Below are 16156 nucleotides of genomic sequence, written 5' to 3'. Positions count from 1 at the left end.
GCGTGCCCGCCGCGGCCGCCCGCGCGGGCCCGGGCCGTCGTCGTCGCGGCGGACCACGGGATCGCCGCCGCCGGGGTGTCCGCGTACGCGCCGGACGTCACGGTCAAGCAGGTCGCCGCGACCCTCGAGCAGGGCACGCCGGTCTCGGTGACGGCGACCGTCGCCGGGGTGTCCGTCCGGGTCGTCGACGCGGGGCTGGACGCCGAGCTCCTCCCCGGCCAGGGCCGGCACCGGGTGCGCCGGGGCAGCGGCCGGATCGACCGCGAGGACGCGCTGACAACCGAGGAGACCGACAAGGCGTTCCGGATCGGCCGCGGGCTCGCGGACGAGGAGGTCGACGCCGGTGCGGACCTGCTGATCCCGGCCTCGCTCGGGGTCGGCGCGACGACCGCGGCGTCGACGCTGGTCTCGGCCGTGACCGGGGCCGAACCCGTCGCCGTCGTGGGGCGGGGCAGCGGGATCGGCGACGGGGCGTGGATGCGCAAGTGCGCCGCGATCCGGGACGCGCTGCGCCGGGCCCGGCCGGTGTCGAAGGAGCCGCTGGGGCTGCTGCGGACGGCCGGCGGCGCGGACCTCGCGGTGCTGACCGGGTTCCTCGTGCAGGCCGCGCTGCGCCGCACCCCCGTGCTGCTCGACGGCCTCGTGGTCGGCGCCGCCGCGCTGCTGGCGGACGAGCTGGCCCCCGGCGCCCGTGCCTGGTGGCTGGCCGCGCAGATCTCCCCCGAGCCCGCGATGACGTTCGTGCTGCAGCACCTGCAGCTCGTCCCGGTGCTGGACCTGCAGGTCAGGTTGGGCGACGGGACGGGCGCGGTCGCCGTCGTCCCCCTGTTGCAGATGGCGGCGCGGCTGCTCGGCGACACCGTCACCGCGGAGGCGGCCGGGATCGTGCCGGTGCGCGCCGTCTCGGGCTGAGCCGGTGCGCGGGCTCGCGCTGGCGCTGAGCTGGCTGACCGTGCTGCCCGTCCGCGCCGGGGAGCCGTTGGCGGGCACGGCGGCGGCCGCGCTGCGCTGGGCCCCGCTCGTGGGCGGGGCGCTCGGCGCGGCTGCGGGCGCGCTGCTGCTCGGACTGACCGTGCTGGGTGTCCCGCCGCTGGTCGGCGGGCTGCTCGCCGTCGGGTTCCTGGGTCTGGCGACCCGGGGAATGCACCTCGACGGCCTGGCGGACACCGCGGACGGGCTCGGCTGCTACGGCCCGCCGGAGCGGGCGCTGGCGGTCATGAAGGACGGCGGGGCGGGGCCGTTCGCGGTGGTGACGCTGATCGTCGTGATCGGGTCCCAGGCGGCCGCGCTCGCCTCCCTGCCGCCCGGCCTGCTCGTCGGCGGCACCGCGCTCGCCGGGGCCGTCGGGCGGTCCGGGTTCGCATGGGTCGCCCGGCGCGGGATCCCGGCGGCGCGTCCGGGCGGGCTGGGAGCGACGGTCGCGGGGTCGCAGCCGGCCTGGGTCGCGCCTCTCTGGTGGCTGGTCCTGGCCGGCCTCGGCACGCTGCTCGTCCCGGCCCGGTGGCCGGGGGTGATCGCCGTCGGCCTCGCCGCGGCCGTCGTGATCGGGCTGTCCCGGCACACGGCGCGCCGCTTCGGCGGGATGTCCGGCGACGTCCTCGGCGCGGCGTCCGAGCTGGCCGTCACCGTGGTACTGGTGACCGTTTCCGCAGCTCAACCGGGGTTGTGAGCGAGAAACCTCGTTCTGGCGAGGTTTCCCGCGCACAGGTCAGAGGGCGGTCATCCAGCCGTGGGTGTCCGTGCCCTTGCCGCGCTGGATGTCGGTGAGCAGGGCGCGCAGCCGAGTGGTGACCGGGCCGGGCTCGCCGTTCCCGACCCGGACCTGGCCGTCGTTGTGCTTGACGTTCCCGATCGGCGTGATGACCGCCGCCGTGCCGCAGGCGAACACCTCGGTGATCCGGCCGTCGGCGCAGCCCTCCAGCCACTCCGCCGCCGAGATCTTGCGCTCGGACACCTGGCAGCCGATCTCCTTGGCCAGCACCAGCAGCGACGCCCGGGTGACGCCCTCGAGGATGCTTCCGGACAGCTCCGGCGTCACCAGCTCGGTGTCCTCCCCGGAACCGAGGACGAAGAACAGGTTCATCCCGCCCATCTCCTCGACCCACTTCTTCTCCGCGGCGTCGAGGTAGGCGACCTGGGCGCAGCCGTGCGCGGCGGCCTGAGCCTGCGGGAGCAACGAGGCGGCGTAGTTCCCGCCGCACTTCGCCGTGCCCGTCCCACCGACGGCGGCGCGGGTGAAGTCCGTGCACAGCCACACGTCGACGGGCTTGACACCGCCGGGGAAGTACGCGCCGGCGGGCGAGGCGATCAGGACGTAGAGGTATTCGTCGGCGGGCTTCACGCCCAGCCCGACCTCGGTCGCGATCATGAAGGGCCGCAGGTAGAGCGACTCCTCACCGCCCGCCGGCGGCACCCACGCGCGGTCGACGTCCAGCAGCTCGGTCAGCGACGCCATGAACAGCTCGTCCGGCAGCTCGGCCATGCCCAGGCGCGCCGCGGACTGCCGGAAGCGGGCCGCGTTCGCCTCGGGGCGGAACGAGGAGATCGTCCCGTCCGGCTGGGTGTAGGCCTTGAGTCCCTCGAAGATCTCCTGGCCGTAGTGCAGGACCATCGTCGCGGGGTCCAGCGCGATCGGGCCGTAGGGGACCACCTGCGCGTCGTGCCAGCCCTGCGCGGCCGTCCACCTGATCGTCACCATGTGGTCGGTGAAGTACCGACCGAAACCCGGCTCGGCCAGGATCTCCGCGCGACGGGAGTCCGAGACCGGGGCGGGATTGGCGGTGTGGGTGAAGGACACGCTCATGACCGAGACGGTACAACCCGGATGGCGGCGGGCGCGCCACCCCTGACGGAGCAACTCAGGCGGCCCGTTCGTCCGGCGCCGCCGCCTGCCCGTCCTGCGATTCGGCGCGCCGCGAGCGCAGCGAGACCGCGGTCGTCAGCAGCCAGCCGCCGCCGATCGCGCACGCCGTGATCAGCACCGTCCGCGGAGGCATGCTCAGCGCCAGGAACCCACAGAGCACCACCCCGACGCCGGCGAGCCACATCCGCCAGGTCCGGCCCGCCCGAGGCAGCCGCAGCGCGGCCAGGTGCACCACGACGAAGTCGACGAGCAGGGCGCACGCCGCGAGCGCGATCGCGCCCCAGGTGCCGGCGAGCACCACGACCAGGATCGCCAGGACCATGCCGGCGATGTCCGCCCGCCAGGCCGCGCCGCTGCCGCAGCGGCGCGCGACGATCCGCGGGAGGTCCCCGCGCACGGCCATGGCGGCGGTCGTCGCGGCGACGGCGGCGAGCACCGCGAGCAGCGTCGACCCGGCGGCGACGGCCGCGCCGATCCGCACGAGCACGCCCAGCGCGGGGGCCCGCCCCGTGTCGACGAGCGCGACGAGCGGGGAGCGCTCGACGGCGAGCCGGTCCGTCCCGAGCCCGACGAGCAGCGCCCCGCACACCGCTAGGTACGCGGCCGTCGCGATGCCGATGACGATCGCGATGGCGCGGCCACGGGTCCGCGTCGGGGCGCGCAGCTCCTCCCCCAGCCCGACGACCCGGCTGAAGCCCGCGAACCCGAAGAAGATCAGTCCCGCCCCCGTGAACACGCCCAGCTCACGGGTGATCGGCAGCAGCCCCGGGGACATCGAGACCGGCTGGTCCGTCGCGGCGGACACCGACGGCGTCCCGGCACCCCCCGGGCCGAGCAGTCCGACGACGACCACGACCAGCAGCACCGCACCGATGCCGCCGACCAACGACCACGCCGCCCGCGGGGTCGGCCGCACGCTGAACAGATTCAACGCGGTCATCACGACGATCACGACGATGGCGACCACGAGCGGCCGCGTGGGCAGGACGTAGGTCCCGAAGATCCCGGCGGCGGCCGCGGCGACCGCGATCTCGCCGGTCAGGTGGGCGACGCCGCAGAGCCGGCCGACGGCGGGATGCAAGCGCTCCCGAGCGGCGTCGTAGCCGACGTCGTGGTCCCGGGTCTCGCCCTCGCGGGACGCCGCCAGGTCCGCCGCGGACGCCGCGCAGCATCCGGCGACGGCCGCCGCCAGCACCACCGACAGCATCAGCCACGGACCGGCGACCGCGGCCGCCGGCGCGAACACGGCGAAGATCCCGGCCCCCAGCACGGCGGACAGCCCGAGGACGACCGCGTCCGCGGTGCCCAGCCGTCGGCCCAGGGTCGTTGCCACGGACACCACTGTCGCATCCGACCCTGTCGGAAACGGCCCCGTGACGGTGTCATTAGCATTTCGAAGAGGTCTCGCCGCGACGTTGCGTGCGACATACCGTCCCGCCCGAGCAGAGGAGTTCCCCGTGACCACGTCCGTCTCCGCGTCCGCGACCGAGGTCGGTCTGGTCGTCGGTTCCCCCGCTGCGGCCGAGGCCGACGCCGTGATCGTCGGGCTGCTGCCCGGCGAGGACGACGGGCACCCGGTTCTCGTGGCCGGTGCCGAGGAGGTCGACGCGGCCTTCGACGGAGAGCTCGCCGCCCTGCTGGACCTCGCCGGCGCGTCCGGCAAGGCCGAGGAGGTCGTCAAGGTCCCGTCCCGCGGGGCGGTCGCCGCGAAGCTCGTCGTGGCGGTCGGGCTCGGTCCGGCGGAGAACGGGACCCCCGACGGTGACCAGGTCCGTCGCGCCTCGGGTGCGGTGGCCCGCGCGCTCGCCGGGTCCGGACGCGTGGTCAGCACCCTCGGCGCCGTCGACCTCACGGCCGCGGCCGAGGGCACGCTGCTCGGCGCCTACCGCTTCACCGCGTTCAAGGGTGACCCGGAGGCGGGGAAGAAGCCGGTCGCGCAGGTCGAGTTCAGCTCCGCCGGCGGTGACGACGGCCTCGAGGTCCTGCGGCACGCCGCCGCCGTGGCGCACGCCGTCCGGACGGCCCGGGACCTGATCAACACCCCGCCCAACGCGCTCTACCCCGAGACGTTCGCCGCGCGGGCGAAGGAGCTGGGCGAGGCCGCGGGCCTGGACGTCGAGGTGCTGGACGACGACGCACTCGCCGAGGCCGGGTTCGGCGGCGTGCTCGGGGTGGGCCAGGGATCGTCGCGCAAGCCCCGGCTGGTCCGGCTGAGCTGGTCCGGCGGGGCGACGCCGGCGAAGAAGGTCGCGCTCGTCGGCAAGGGGATCACGTTCGACACGGGCGGCATCTCGATCAAGCCCGCGGCCGGGATGGACCACATGACGTCGGACATGTCCGGCGCCGCGGCCGTCATCGCGACGACCGTGCTGGCCGCGACGCTGGAGTTGCCGGTCGCCGTCACGGCGACCGTGCCGATGGCCGAGAACATGCCGTCGGACACCGCCTACCGGCCCGGCGACGTGCTGACGATGTACGGCGGCAAGACCGTCGAGGTGCTGAACACCGACGCCGAGGGCCGGCTGATCCTGGCGGACGCGATCGTGCGCGCCGCCGAGGACGAGCCGGACTACCTGGTCGAGACGTCCACGCTGACCGGCGCGCAGATGGTCGCGCTGGGCACCCGGACCGCCGGGATCATGGGCAGCGACGAGCTGCGGGACCGGGTCGCCGCGCTCGGCCGTTCGGTCGGCGAGGACGCCTGGGCGATGCCGCTGCCGGAGCACCTGCGGGGCGAGCTGGACTCGCGCGTCGCGGACCTGGCCAACGTCACGGGCAACCGGTTCGGCGGGATGCTCGCGGCGGGGGTCTTCCTGCGGGAGTTCGTGGCCGAGGACCTGCCGTGGGCGCACATCGACATCGCGGGTCCGTCCTTCAACACCGGCGGCCCGTGGGGCTACACGCCAAAGGGCGGCACCGGCACCCCCGTCCGCACGCTGCTGGCGCTCCTCGAGGACATCGCCGCCAACGGCTGACGCCGCCTGTGCGCGGATGACGTTGTTCCGGCGACGCCTTCCGCGCACGACCTCGGTGCGCACAACCCGGTCTACCGATCGGTAACCTGAGCCGCATGACCCGACGTCGTGTCCTGCACCAGGTCCCTGCCGACTCCCGCTCCGCCGTGGTCACCGGCGCGGCGCGCGGGATCGGCGAGTCGATCGCCCGCGAGCTGGTGGGTCGGGGGTACCGGGTGCTGGTCACCGACGTCGACGGCGAGGCCGCGGCGGCCACCGCGGAGCGGATCGGGGCGGCGGCGGGCATCGCCTACGACGTCACCGATCCCGACGGCGCACACGCCGTCGCCACCCGGGCCCGGGAGCTCGCGCCCCTGGGGGCGTGGGTGAGCAACGCGGGCGTCGGGTTCGACGGGGCGCTGGCCGAGCTGGACGAGAAGCACGTCCGGGCGCTCGTCGACGTCAACCTGATGGGGCCGGTCTGGGGCTCCCGCGCGGCGATCGCGGCGTTCCGGGAGCAGGCCGTCGAGGGCATCCCGGGCGGCGAGCTGGCGATCACGGCGTCGCTCTCCGGGCTCGGCCCGGTGCCGGGGCTGTCCCTCTACGCGGCGACGAAGGCGGGCGTCCTGTCCCTCGCGACGTCCCTGAGCTCCGAGCTGCGCGGCGACGGGATCAGGGTCCACGCGATCTGCCCCGACGGCGTCGGCACGGCCCTGCTCGACGGCATGGCGCCGGACGGGCAGGCGAAAGCGCTGGTCCGCAGCGGCGTGCTGCTGACCCCGGACCAGGTCGCGACGGCACTGGTCGGGATGTTCGGGACGAGCCGGGTGTACCGCACGGTGCCCGCCTGGCGCGGGGTGATGATGCGTCTCTCCGCCCTGGCCCCGGGCCCGCTGATGCGCCTGGAGCCCGCCATCCGGGCGGTGGGATCGCGCCGGCTCCGGCGGGGCTGACGGGGGGTCGAGCAGGCGCGGGGCGGCGTTCGTGCCGACGCTCGCCGTCCTGCTCGACGCCCGCGATCGGCCGCACGCGTCGCATCACTTCGCGCGCGTAGCTGTCGGAGGCCGGAACGGCGCCCGTCCTCGCGCAGCCTCCAGCCCCACGCGCACGGTCGGCCGCGCGCGTCGCACCACTTCCCTCGCATAGGGCGGCGGCCGCCCACCCGGCGCCCAGCCCACGCGCCGTCCAACCTCGCGCGCGTGACCCCGGCGCGCTGCGGGCCGGGATGCGGGCTCAGGCTCCGAGGTCCCGGCGGCGCTCCCGGTCCCGCAGGATCCGCTGTCGCGCGTCGTGGTCCCGCATGCGCTTCGGGTAGCCGACGATCTCCGCGTCGTAGACCGGGATCTTCAGCGACCGGGCCAGCTTGCGGGCACCGTCGGGGCCGGAGACCCGCCGTCGCGTCCACTCGCCGTCCTTGGCGACGAGGATCATGGTCGTCTCCGTCACAGCCGTCCGGGGCTCGACGAACGCCTCGACACCCTCGTGCGTCGCCGCCCACGCGCGGAGGTGCTCCGCGTCGTCGCCGCGTGTCCGGCCCGTGCCGCGACCGCCGCGCATCCTGCTGAACAGGCCCATCATGGTTCCCATCCCCGTCCGGAGCGGACGCTCCTCGAAGGACCCAACGTGCGGGCCGCCGGAATTTCTCCCGGACTCGGCGACGGGCCTCGCCCCCCACGAGAGATCCCGTGATGACAAGATGGGGCCGCCCCGCCCGCCGTACCCGGTGTTCGGGGCGCCGGTGGCGTGATCACGCCGTACCGGAAGTGATCGTCCGGAGGAGAACGACGTGCCCGAGCAGAACGCCGACCTGGTGATCCTCGGCGGTGGATCGGGCGGCTACGCGTGCGCGCTGCGCGCAGCAGAGCTCGGGATGTCCGTGGTCCTGGTCGAGAAGGACAAGCTCGGCGGCACGTGCCTGCATCGCGGCTGCATCCCGACCAAGGCCCTGCTGCACGCCGCCGAGGTCGCGGACGCGTCCCGGGACGGCGCCAGGGTCGGTGTGCTGTCCCAGCTGATCGGCATCGACATGGCCGGGGTCAACGCCTACAAGGACGGCGTCGTCGGCCGGCTCTACAAGGGTCTGCAGGGGCTCGTGTCCTCGCGCAAGATCGACCTCGTCGAGGGGGCCGGGACGTTCGTCGGCCCGAACGCCGTCGAGGTCGACGGCACCCGGTACGTCGGCAAGAAGGTCGTCCTGGCCACCGGCTCGTATGCGCGGAGCCTGCCGGGCCTGGACATCGGCGGCCGGGTCATCACCTCGGACCAGGCGCTGACGCTCGAGGACGTGCCGCAGAAGGTCGTCATCCTCGGCGGCGGCGTGATCGGCGTCGAGTTCGCGTCCGTCTGGCGGTCCTTCGGGGCCGAGGTCACGGTCGTCGAGGCGCTCCCCCGGCTCGTCCCGAACGAGGACGAGTTCTGTTCCAAGCAGCTCGAACGCGCCTTCCGCAAGCGCAAGATCACCCCCAAGACCGGGGTGAAGTTCACCGGCGCCAAGCAGACGGACCACGGCGTCACCGTCTCGCTCGAGTCCGGTGAGGAGCTCGAGGCGGACCTGCTGCTCGTCGCCGTCGGCCGCGGTCCGAACACGACCGGCCACGGGTACGAGGAGGCCGGCGTCGCCATGGAGCGCGGCTTCGTCCTCACCGACGAGCGGCTGCGCACCAACCTGCCGGACGTCTACGCCGTCGGGGACATCGTGCCCGGGCTGCAGCTCGCGCACCGCGGCTTCGGCCAGGGCATCTTCGTCGCCGAGGACATCGCCGGGCTGGAGCCGCGGCCGATCGACGAGGCCGGCATCCCGCGCGTCACCTACTGCGAGCCCGAGGTCGCGTCCGTCGGCCTGACCGAGGCGCAGGCCAAGGAGCGCTACGGCGAGATCCAGACCCTGACCTACGACCTCGGCGGCAACGGCAAGTCGCAGATCCTGCAGACCTCCGGCGCCATCAAGCTGGTCAAGGCCGGCAGCAAGGACACCCCGGGACCGGTCGTCGGCCTGCACCTGGTCGGCGCGCGCGTCGGGGAACTGATCGGCGAGGCCCAGCTCGTCTACAACTGGGAAGCCCAGGCCGACGACGTCGCGCCGCTGATCCACGCCCACCCCACCCAGAACGAGGCGCTCGGCGAGGCACATCTCGCGCTGGCGGGCAAACCCCTCCACTCGCACGGCTGACGCCGCGAAGACCGCACACCCGCACGTCGAACTAGGAGCTCCGACCCGACATGGCCTTCTCCGTCCAGATGCCCGCTCTCGGTGAGAGCGTCACCGAGGGCACCGTCACCCGCTGGCTCAAGCAGGAGGGCGACGCCGTCGAGGTCGACGAGCCGTTGCTCGAGGTCTCGACGGACAAGGTCGACACCGAGATCCCGTCCCCGGCCGCCGGCGTCCTGCAGAAGATCGTCGCGGCCGAGGACGAGACGGTCGAGGTCGGCGCCGAGCTCGCCGTCATCGGCGACGGGTCCGGGTCGGGCGACTCCTCGGGCTCCTCCTCGGAGGCCGCGGAGGAGCCGGCTCCCGAGCCCGAGCCCGAGCCGGTCGCGGAGACCGAGCCGGAGCCCTCCGCGGACGCGGACCGGCCCGCCGAGAAGCCGAAGGCCGGGACGGGGTCCGATGGCGGCGACGCCACCCCGGTCACCATGCCCGAGCTGGGCGAGAGCGTCACCGAGGGCACGGTCACCCGCTGGCTCAAGGCCGTCGGGGACACCGTCGCGGTCGACGAGCCGCTGCTCGAGGTGTCCACGGACAAGGTCGACACCGAGATCCCGTCGCCGGTCGCCGGCACCGTCCTCGAGCTCTCGGTCGCCGAGGACGAGACCGTCGAGGTCGGCGGCCGGCTCGCCCTCGTCGGCGACGCGGACGCCGCTCCCGCCGAGTCCGCGCCCGAGCCCGAGCCCGCTCCGAAGGCGGAGGAGAAGGCGCCCGAGCCCGAGGCGCCGAAGGAGCCCGTCAAGGAGGAGCAGGCCGCTCCCGAGCCGGCGAAGCCCGCGGTCGAGGACTCCGCCCGGGCCGAGGAGGCCCCCGCCCCCAGCAGCGACGGCAACGGTTCCGGTGGCGCCCCGTACGTCACCCCGCTGGTCCGCAAGCTGGCCGCCGAGCACGGCGTCGACCTGGACTCGATGACCGGCAGCGGGGTCGGTGGCCGCATCCGCAAGCAGGACGTGCTCGCGGCCGCCGAGTCCGCCAAGGCCCCCGAGCCCGAGGCTCCCGCCGCCGCTCCGGAGCCGGCCGCGGCCGCGGCGCCGAGCAGCGCGCCGAAGCAGCCGACCACCGTCCCGGCGCGCGCGGACAACGCGCCGCAGCCGGGCACGACGGTGAAGATGCCGCGCCTGCGGCAGATCATCGCCCAGCGGATGGTCGAGTCGCTCAAGGTCTCGGCGCAGCTGACCACCGTCCAGGAGGTCGACGTCACCCGGATCGCGAAGCTGCGCGCCCGGGCCAAGGCGGAATTCGAGCGCCGCGAGGGCGTCAAGCTCACCTACCTGCCGTTCTTCGCGAAGGCGACCGTCGAGGCGCTCAAGGCGTTCCCGGCCGTCAACTCCTCGATCACCGAGGACGGCAAGCAGGTCGAGTACCACGGCGCCGTGCACCTGGCGATCGCCGTGGACACCCCGCGCGGCCTGCTCGTCCCGGTCATCAAGAACGCGGACGACCTGAGCCTCGCCGGGCTGGCCAAGAAGATCGCGGACGTCGCGGCGCGCACCCGGGCCAACAAGATCGGCCCGGACGAGCTCTCCGGCGGCACCTTCACGATCACCAACATCGGCAGCGCCGGCGCGCTGTTCGACACGCCGATCATCAACCAGCCGCAGGTCGGCATCCTGGGCACCGGCGCGATCGTCAAGGAGCCCAAGGTCGTGGCCGGCCCGGACGGCGAGGACGTCATCGCCGTGCGCTCGGTCTGCTTCCTCCCGCTGACCTACGACCACCGCATCGTCGACGGCGCGGACGCCGGCCGTTTCGTCAGCGCGATCAAGGCCCGCCTCGAGGAGGGTGCGTTCGAGGCCGAGCTGGGCCTGTAGGCCCGTGCGCGGAACTCGTTGCCAGGGCGACGATTTCCGCGCACGACCGGTTCCGCCACGGCGGGCAGGGGTTCGCCCCTGCCCGCCGCTGTGCCTCCCGGGAACCGTCGTGCATTCCGGGGCCCGAGTCGCGGCGACCGGCCCGTTCGGCAAGGATCGGACGGGTGCGAGTCGTGGTGGCCGGTTCGTCCGGTCTCATCGGAACAGCCCTGGTCGCCCAGCTCCGGGAGGCGGGGCACGAGGTCCTGCGCCTGGTGCGGCGCGCACCCGCCGCGCCGGACGAACGCGGCTGGGACCCGCCGTCGGGGACGATCGACGAGGGCACGCTCGACGGCGTCGACGCGGTCGTGAACCTCGGTGGGGTCGGCATCGCGGACCGGCCGTGGAGCGGCGCGCGGAAGCAGGCGATCCGGGACAGCCGGGTCGTCCCCACGGACGTCCTCGCCACCGCCGTCGCCCGGGCGGGAGTGCCGGCGCTGGTCAGCGGGTCCGCGGTCGGGTACTACGGGGACACCGGCGACGAGAAGATCGACGAGTCCGCGCCCGCCGGGCGGGGGTTCCTCGCGGACCTCTGCCGGGACTGGGAGGCGGCCACCACACCGGCCGTCGACGCCGGCGCGCGGGTCGTCACGCTGCGCACGGGGCTGGTCCTGTCCCCCTCCGGCGGCCTGCTGCAGATCATGAAGCCCGTCTGGAAGACCTTCCTCGGCGCCCGGATCGGCGACGGCACGCAGTACATGCCCTGGGTCTCCCTCGACGACGAGGTCGGCGCCATCCGCTTCGCCGTCGAGAACGACGCGGTCCGCGGCCCGGTGAACGTCACCGGCCCCGCACCCGTCACCAACGCCACCTTCACCGCGCAGCTGGCCGAGGCCGTCGGCCGGCCGGCACCGCTGGTCATCCCGGCCTTCGTGGTCAGCACAGTGCTCGGCGACATGGGTCGGGAGATGTTGCTCTCGGGCCAGCGCGCGGTGCCGAAGGCCCTGCTCGACGCGGGTTTCCAGTTCCGCCACCACAGCCTGCCGGACGCGCTCGCCGCGGCGGTGGGGAGCTGAGTCCGGTGTCGTCCGTCGACGTCACGGCCGTCGGGGCCGGGATCGCGGGAGGTCCGGGCCGGGACGATCGCGTCCACCGTGACACGGTCGTGCGCGAGCGCAGCGGTGGGGCGCTCGGAACGGTCGCGAACCGGCGTGCGGCGCCGAGCACAGCCCCTGGATCCGCGTGACGTCCATGACGAGGCGATGCCCGGGAGCGCGGGCGTAATCTGGGCCGATGCCCAACCCCGGTACGTCGTGTCGCCGCTCGGTGAACCCGGTGCGCGTCGACACCCTCGGCACCGTCGGCTACGTCACCGCCTGGGACGTCCAGCGCAGCAACGCCGAAGCCCGCCGCGACGGGTCCGGTCCGGACGTCCTGATGCTGCTCGAGCACCCGTCGGTCTACACCGCGGGCAAGCGCACCCGGCCCGAGGACCGGCCGACCGACGGCACCCCCGTCGTCGACGTGGATCGCGGTGGCCGCATCACCTGGCACGGCCCGGGCCAGCTCGTCGGCTACCCGATCGTCGCGCTCACCGAGCCGATGGACGTCGTGGACTACGTCCGACGCCTCGAGGAAGCCCTGATCAGCGTCTGTCACGCCCTCGGTCTGCGGGCTGCCGGGCGGGTCGACGGCCGCACCGGCGTCTGGCTCCCCGGCGACGCCACCCGCCTCGAGCGCAAGATCGCCGCGATCGGCGTCCGGATCCAGGGCGGCGTGACGCTGCACGGCTTCTCGCTGAACTGCAACCCGGACCTGACCGCGTTCGGCCGGATCGTCCCCTGCGGCATCGCCGATGCGGGTGTGACGTCGCTGTCCGACGAGCTGGGCCGGGACGTCACGACCGACGACGTCCTCGCCCCCGTCACCGAGGCCGTCCTCGCCGCGATCGAGGGCACCCTGCCGGTGCGCGAGCACGTCGTTGCGAAGTGGACCGACTCCGTCCCCGGCCTGGACCTGCAGCTCCGCTGAGGCCTGTGCGCGGAAACGTCGCCCGGGCGAGGTTTTCCGCGCACGACCGGGCTTCCCGCACGATCCGCGGATCCACGTCGGAGGAGCGGCCCAGCTCCGCGCGTCCGGCGTTCACCGGACGCGACCAACTTCACGGGGTCACGGATCTCCGGGTCGTACTCGTTCGCGGGGGCGCCGGAGGCCAGGAGCCCGATCGGGTCCTCCGCGTCCACGACCGCCTTGACCGCGGTTCACGCGCGGACGACGAGCCGCGCACGGCTGTGCTCGCCCACCGGGTCGACGGCAAGGCGGTGGTCCCGGCGCTGGTCCTGCTGACGGCCGCGGCGGACGTGCCGGGCCAGTTCCGCGCGTGACCGTTTCCGCAGCTCACCTCGGGTTGTGCGCGTGGAACCTCGTTCTAGCGAGGTTTCCTGCTCACAGGTTCGGGAGGACCTCCGATGCGACGAGCTCGACCTGGTCGATGTCCGCCAGGTCCAGGAGCTGCAGGTAGACGCGGGTGGCACCGGTCCGGTCCCGCCAGGTGCCCAGCTTGTCGACGACCTCTGCAGGGGTCCCGGCCAGGCCGTTCTCCCGCAGCTCGTCGACCTCGCGGCCCAGGACCAGCGCCCGCCGCGCGACCTCCGCGTCGTCGCGACCCACGCAGATCACCTGCGCGACCGAGCGGACGATCTCCTGCGGGTCCCGGCCGATCTCGGCGCATGCCGCGTCGACCCGCCCGAACTGCGCGGCCGCCTCGTCCACCGACGAGAACGCGACATTGAACTCGTCCGCGAACCGGGCCGCGAGGGCGGGCGTCTTCTTCTTGCCGTGTCCGCCGACGATCACGGGCGGTGCGGGCTGCTGCACCGGCTTGGGCAGCGCCGGGGAGTCCGTGACGGTGTAGTGCTTCCCGGCGAAGTTGAACCGATCGCCCGGCAGCGTACGCCACAGCCCGGTGATCACCTCGAGCTGCTCGGCGAGGATCTCGAACCGCTCAGCCAGCGGCGGGAACGGCAGGCCGTAGGCCTTGTGCTCGGCCTCGAACCACCCCCCGCCCAGGCCGAGCTCGACGCGCCCGCCCGACATCTGGTCCACCTGCGCGACGGCGATGGCGAGCGGTCCGGGATTCCGGAACGTCGCCGAGGTGACGAGCGTGCCGAGCCTGATCCGGGACGTCTCCCGGGCCAGGCCGGCGAGGGTGATCCAGGCGTCCGTCGGACCGGGCTCGCCGCTGGCGTCGCCCATCGCGAGGAAATGGTCCGAGCGGAAGAACGCGTCGTAGCCGCTGTCCTCGGCCGCCCGCGCCACCCGGAGGAGATCGTCGTAGTAGGCGCCCTGCTGAGGTTCTGTGAAGATCCGGAGGTCCACGTGGCCACGCTAGCCTGGGTGGCCATGAACCGTTGGACGACCGCAGACCTGCCCGATCTCACCGGACGGACGGTGCTCGTCACGGGCGCGACGTCCGGGCTCGGCGAGGCGTCGGTCCGCGCGCTGGCCCGGACCGGCGCGCGGGTGCTGATGACCGCGCGGGACACCGCCCGCGGGCGCGCGGTGGCACCCGACGGCGTCGAGGTCGTCGAGCTGGATCTGGCCGATCTGTCGTCGGTCCGTAAGGCGGCCGCCGAGGTCCGCGAGCGCACCGGCGACAGGCTGGACGTGCTGATGAACAACGCGGGCGTGATGGGGACGCCGTACCTGAGGACGGTCGACGGGTTCGAGCTGCAGATCGGCACGAACCATCTCGGACACGCCGCGCTGACCTGGCTGCTCATGCCGGCACTGCGGGCCGCGGGGACCGCCGACCGGCCGTCGCGGGTGGTGGTGCTGGCCAGCCTCGCGCACCAGGGCGGGTCGCTCGACCTCGACGACCTGAACTGGGAGCGCCGCGCGTACCGCCCGGACCGGGCCTACAGCGCGTCGAAGCTCGCGGACCTGCTCTTCGCCGCCGAGCTGGACCGGCGGTTGCGGGCCGCGGGTGATCCGGTGATCTCCGTCGCCGCGCATCCCGGGCTCACGAACACCCAGCTGCTCGGCAACTCGCTGCGCCGGCGTGGCCGGCTCGCCGGGATGCTCGCCGGGCCGTTCAACGCGCTGACGACCCAGAGCGTCGAGCGCGGGGTACTTCCCCAGCTCAACGCCGGGTTCGCCGACGGCGTGAGGGGAGGGGACTACATCGGCCCCGGCGGTCCGGCCGAGACCCGGGGCTTCCCCGCGCCCGCCCGGCGGAGTGCCGCCGCGCAGGACCCGGGAACCGCGCGGTCCCTCTGGGCGGTAACGGCCGATCTCACGTCGGTCCGGCCCGATCCCGCCGCGTAGCCTGTACGGCGTGACGGTCGCACCCGAAGGTCGCAAGATGCTCCGCCTCGAGGTCCGCAACAGCGAGACCCCGATCGAGCGGAAGCCGGCGTGGATCCGGACGAAGGCGAAGACCGGCCCGCAGTACACCGAGCTCAAGGGACTGGTCCGCTCCGGCGGCCTGCACACGGTGTGCGAGGAGGCGGGCTGCCCCAACATCTACGAATGCTGGGAGGACCGCGAGGCCACCTTCCTCATCGGCGGTGAGCAGTGCACGCGGCGGTGCGACTTCTGCCAGATCGACACCGGCAAGCCCGCCGACCTGGACCGCGACGAGCCGCGGCGGGTCGCGGAGTCCGTGCAGACGATGGGCCTGCGGTACTCGACCGTCACCGGCGTGGCCCGGGACGACCTGCCCGACGGCGGCGCCTGGCTCTACGCCGAGACGGTCCGCCAGATCCACACGCTGAACCCGGGCACGGGCGTCGAGCTGCTGATCCCGGACTTCAACTCGATCGACGTGCAGCTCGACGAGGTGTTCGGCTCCCGCCCCGAGGTGCTCGCGCACAACCTGGAGACGGTCCCGCGGATCTTCAAGCGGATCCGCCCGGCGTTCCGTTACGGGCGTTCCCTCGACGTGATCACCAAGGCTCGGGCGGCGGGGCTCGTCACCAAGTCGAACCTGATCCTCGGCATGGGCGAGACCCCCGAGGAGGTCACCGCCGCGCTGCAGGACCTCCACGACGCCGGCTGCGAGATCATCACCATCACGCAGTACCTGCGGCCGTCGAAGCGCCACCACCCCGTCGAGCGCTGGGTGAAGCCGGAGGAGTTCGTCGAACACTCCGACGCGGCCGAGAAGATGGGCTTCGCAGGCGTCATGGCCGGGCCGCTGGTGCGGTCGTCGTACCGGGCCGGGCGGCTGTACGCGCAGACCGTCGCGCACCGCGGCGAGGAGCTCTCGCCGAACCTGGCGCACCTGGCGTCGGAGGGTGCGGCGGCCCAGGAGGCGCGCTCGTTGCTCGCGCACGGTTAGGCC

14 protein-coding genes are annotated in these 16156 nt (G+C 73.9%); 10 read left to right on the top strand and 4 right to left on the bottom strand.

Annotation, left to right across the window (positions count from 1 at the left end; all coding sequences use genetic code 11):
* On the top strand, positions 1-912 hold a 912-nt coding region (locus JWP64_RS25540), incomplete at its 5' end, for a nicotinate-nucleotide--dimethylbenzimidazole phosphoribosyltransferase (protein WP_297502164.1).
* A gap of 4 nt (positions 913-916) precedes the next feature.
* Complete coding sequence (locus JWP64_RS25535) at positions 917-1669, top strand: adenosylcobinamide-GDP ribazoletransferase (protein ID WP_297502162.1); 753 nt, start codon at positions 917-919, stop codon at positions 1667-1669.
* A gap of 39 nt (positions 1670-1708) precedes the next feature.
* Here JWP64_RS25535 and JWP64_RS25530 read toward each other — a convergent pair whose 3' ends face one another.
* Both JWP64_RS25530 and JWP64_RS25525 read right to left on the bottom strand, forming a co-directional pair.
* Positions 1709-2803 (bottom strand): branched-chain amino acid aminotransferase, encoded by a 1095-nt coding sequence (locus JWP64_RS25530; protein ID WP_297502160.1) that lies wholly within the window; start codon positions 2801-2803, stop codon positions 1709-1711.
* 55 nt (positions 2804-2858) lie between these two features.
* Positions 2859-4196: a hypothetical protein gene (locus tag JWP64_RS25525; RefSeq protein ID WP_297502158.1), complete on the bottom strand. Its 1338-nt coding sequence runs from the start codon at positions 4194-4196 to the stop codon at positions 2859-2861.
* A 163-nt stretch (positions 4197-4359) separates the two neighbouring features.
* On the opposite strand from JWP64_RS25525, the gene JWP64_RS25520 reads away from it, so the two are divergent.
* Positions 4360-5838 carry a leucyl aminopeptidase gene (locus tag JWP64_RS25520; protein ID WP_297502170.1) on the top strand — a complete coding sequence of 493 codons (1479 nt, stop codon included), beginning with the start codon at positions 4360-4362 and terminating at the stop codon, positions 5836-5838.
* A 95-nt stretch (positions 5839-5933) separates the two neighbouring features.
* Positions 5934-6770, top strand: a complete 837-nt coding sequence (locus JWP64_RS25515) for an SDR family oxidoreductase (protein WP_297502156.1) — start codon at positions 5934-5936, stop codon at positions 6768-6770.
* Positions 6771-7050: 280 nt separating this feature from the next.
* Here the strand turns inward: JWP64_RS25515 and JWP64_RS25510 are convergent, their stop codons facing one another.
* The gene (locus JWP64_RS25510; RefSeq protein WP_297502168.1) at positions 7051-7392 is read right to left on the bottom strand and encodes an oxidoreductase; all 342 of its coding nucleotides are present in this window, start codon (positions 7390-7392) and stop codon (positions 7051-7053) included.
* Between the two features lie 211 nt (positions 7393-7603).
* Here JWP64_RS25510 and lpdA point away from each other — a divergent pair, with 211 nt between their 5' ends.
* The 4 genes from lpdA to lipB all read left to right on the top strand — a co-directional run bounded on the left by lpdA (position 7604) and on the right by lipB (position 12843).
* Positions 7604-8986 (top strand): dihydrolipoyl dehydrogenase, encoded by a 1383-nt coding sequence (gene lpdA / locus JWP64_RS25505; protein WP_297502154.1) that lies wholly within the window; start codon positions 7604-7606, stop codon positions 8984-8986.
* A 50-nt stretch (positions 8987-9036) separates the two neighbouring features.
* Positions 9037-10833: a 2-oxoglutarate dehydrogenase, E2 component, dihydrolipoamide succinyltransferase gene (sucB, locus tag JWP64_RS25500; protein ID WP_297502152.1), complete on the top strand. Its 1797-nt coding sequence runs from the start codon at positions 9037-9039 to the stop codon at positions 10831-10833.
* 164 nt (positions 10834-10997) lie between these two features.
* Positions 10998-11888: a TIGR01777 family oxidoreductase gene (locus JWP64_RS25495; RefSeq protein WP_297502150.1), complete on the top strand. Its 891-nt coding sequence runs from the start codon at positions 10998-11000 to the stop codon at positions 11886-11888.
* A 217-nt stretch (positions 11889-12105) separates the two neighbouring features.
* The gene (lipB, locus tag JWP64_RS25490) at positions 12106-12843 is read left to right on the top strand and encodes a lipoyl(octanoyl) transferase LipB (RefSeq protein ID WP_297502148.1); all 738 of its coding nucleotides are present in this window, start codon (positions 12106-12108) and stop codon (positions 12841-12843) included.
* Between the two features lie 414 nt (positions 12844-13257).
* On the opposite strand, the gene JWP64_RS25485 is transcribed toward lipB, so the two are convergent.
* A complete protein-coding gene (locus JWP64_RS25485) occupies positions 13258-14190 on the bottom strand; it encodes an LLM class F420-dependent oxidoreductase (protein WP_297502146.1) in 933 nt (310 codons plus the stop codon).
* A gap of 24 nt (positions 14191-14214) precedes the next feature.
* On the opposite strand from JWP64_RS25485, the gene JWP64_RS25480 reads away from it, so the two are divergent.
* Both JWP64_RS25480 and lipA read left to right on the top strand, forming a co-directional pair.
* A complete protein-coding gene (locus JWP64_RS25480) occupies positions 14215-15138 on the top strand; it encodes an oxidoreductase (RefSeq protein WP_297502144.1) in 924 nt (307 codons plus the stop codon).
* Between the two features lie 10 nt (positions 15139-15148).
* Positions 15149-16153, top strand: coding sequence for a lipoyl synthase (lipA, locus tag JWP64_RS25475; protein ID WP_297502141.1), 1005 nt, complete (start codon positions 15149-15151; stop codon positions 16151-16153).
* The last annotated feature ends 3 nt before the right edge of the window (positions 16154-16156 follow it).

This window comes from Pseudonocardia sp. (assembly GCF_025465255.1).
Classification (GTDB): Bacteria; Actinomycetota; Actinomycetes; order Mycobacteriales; family Pseudonocardiaceae; genus Pseudonocardia.
This window is presented reverse-complemented; position numbering and strand designations above follow the sequence as displayed.

Excerpts from the sequence above, each read along its gene's own strand:
- JWP64_RS25480 (WP_297502144.1), top strand. The coding sequence starts at position 14,215 with ATGAACCGTTGGACGACCGCAGACCTGCCCGATCTCACCGGACGGACG.
- JWP64_RS25530 (WP_297502160.1), bottom strand. The coding sequence starts at position 2,803 with ATGAGCGTGTCCTTCACCCACACCGCCAATCCCGCCCCGGTCTCGGAC.
- lipB (WP_297502148.1), top strand. The coding sequence starts at position 12,106 with ATGCCCAACCCCGGTACGTCGTGTCGCCGCTCGGTGAACCCGGTGCGC.
- JWP64_RS25515 (WP_297502156.1), top strand. The coding sequence starts at position 5,934 with ATGACCCGACGTCGTGTCCTGCACCAGGTCCCTGCCGACTCCCGCTCC.
- JWP64_RS25510 (WP_297502168.1), bottom strand. The coding sequence starts at position 7,392 with ATGGGCCTGTTCAGCAGGATGCGCGGCGGTCGCGGCACGGGCCGGACA.
- sucB (WP_297502152.1), top strand. The coding sequence starts at position 9,037 with ATGGCCTTCTCCGTCCAGATGCCCGCTCTCGGTGAGAGCGTCACCGAG.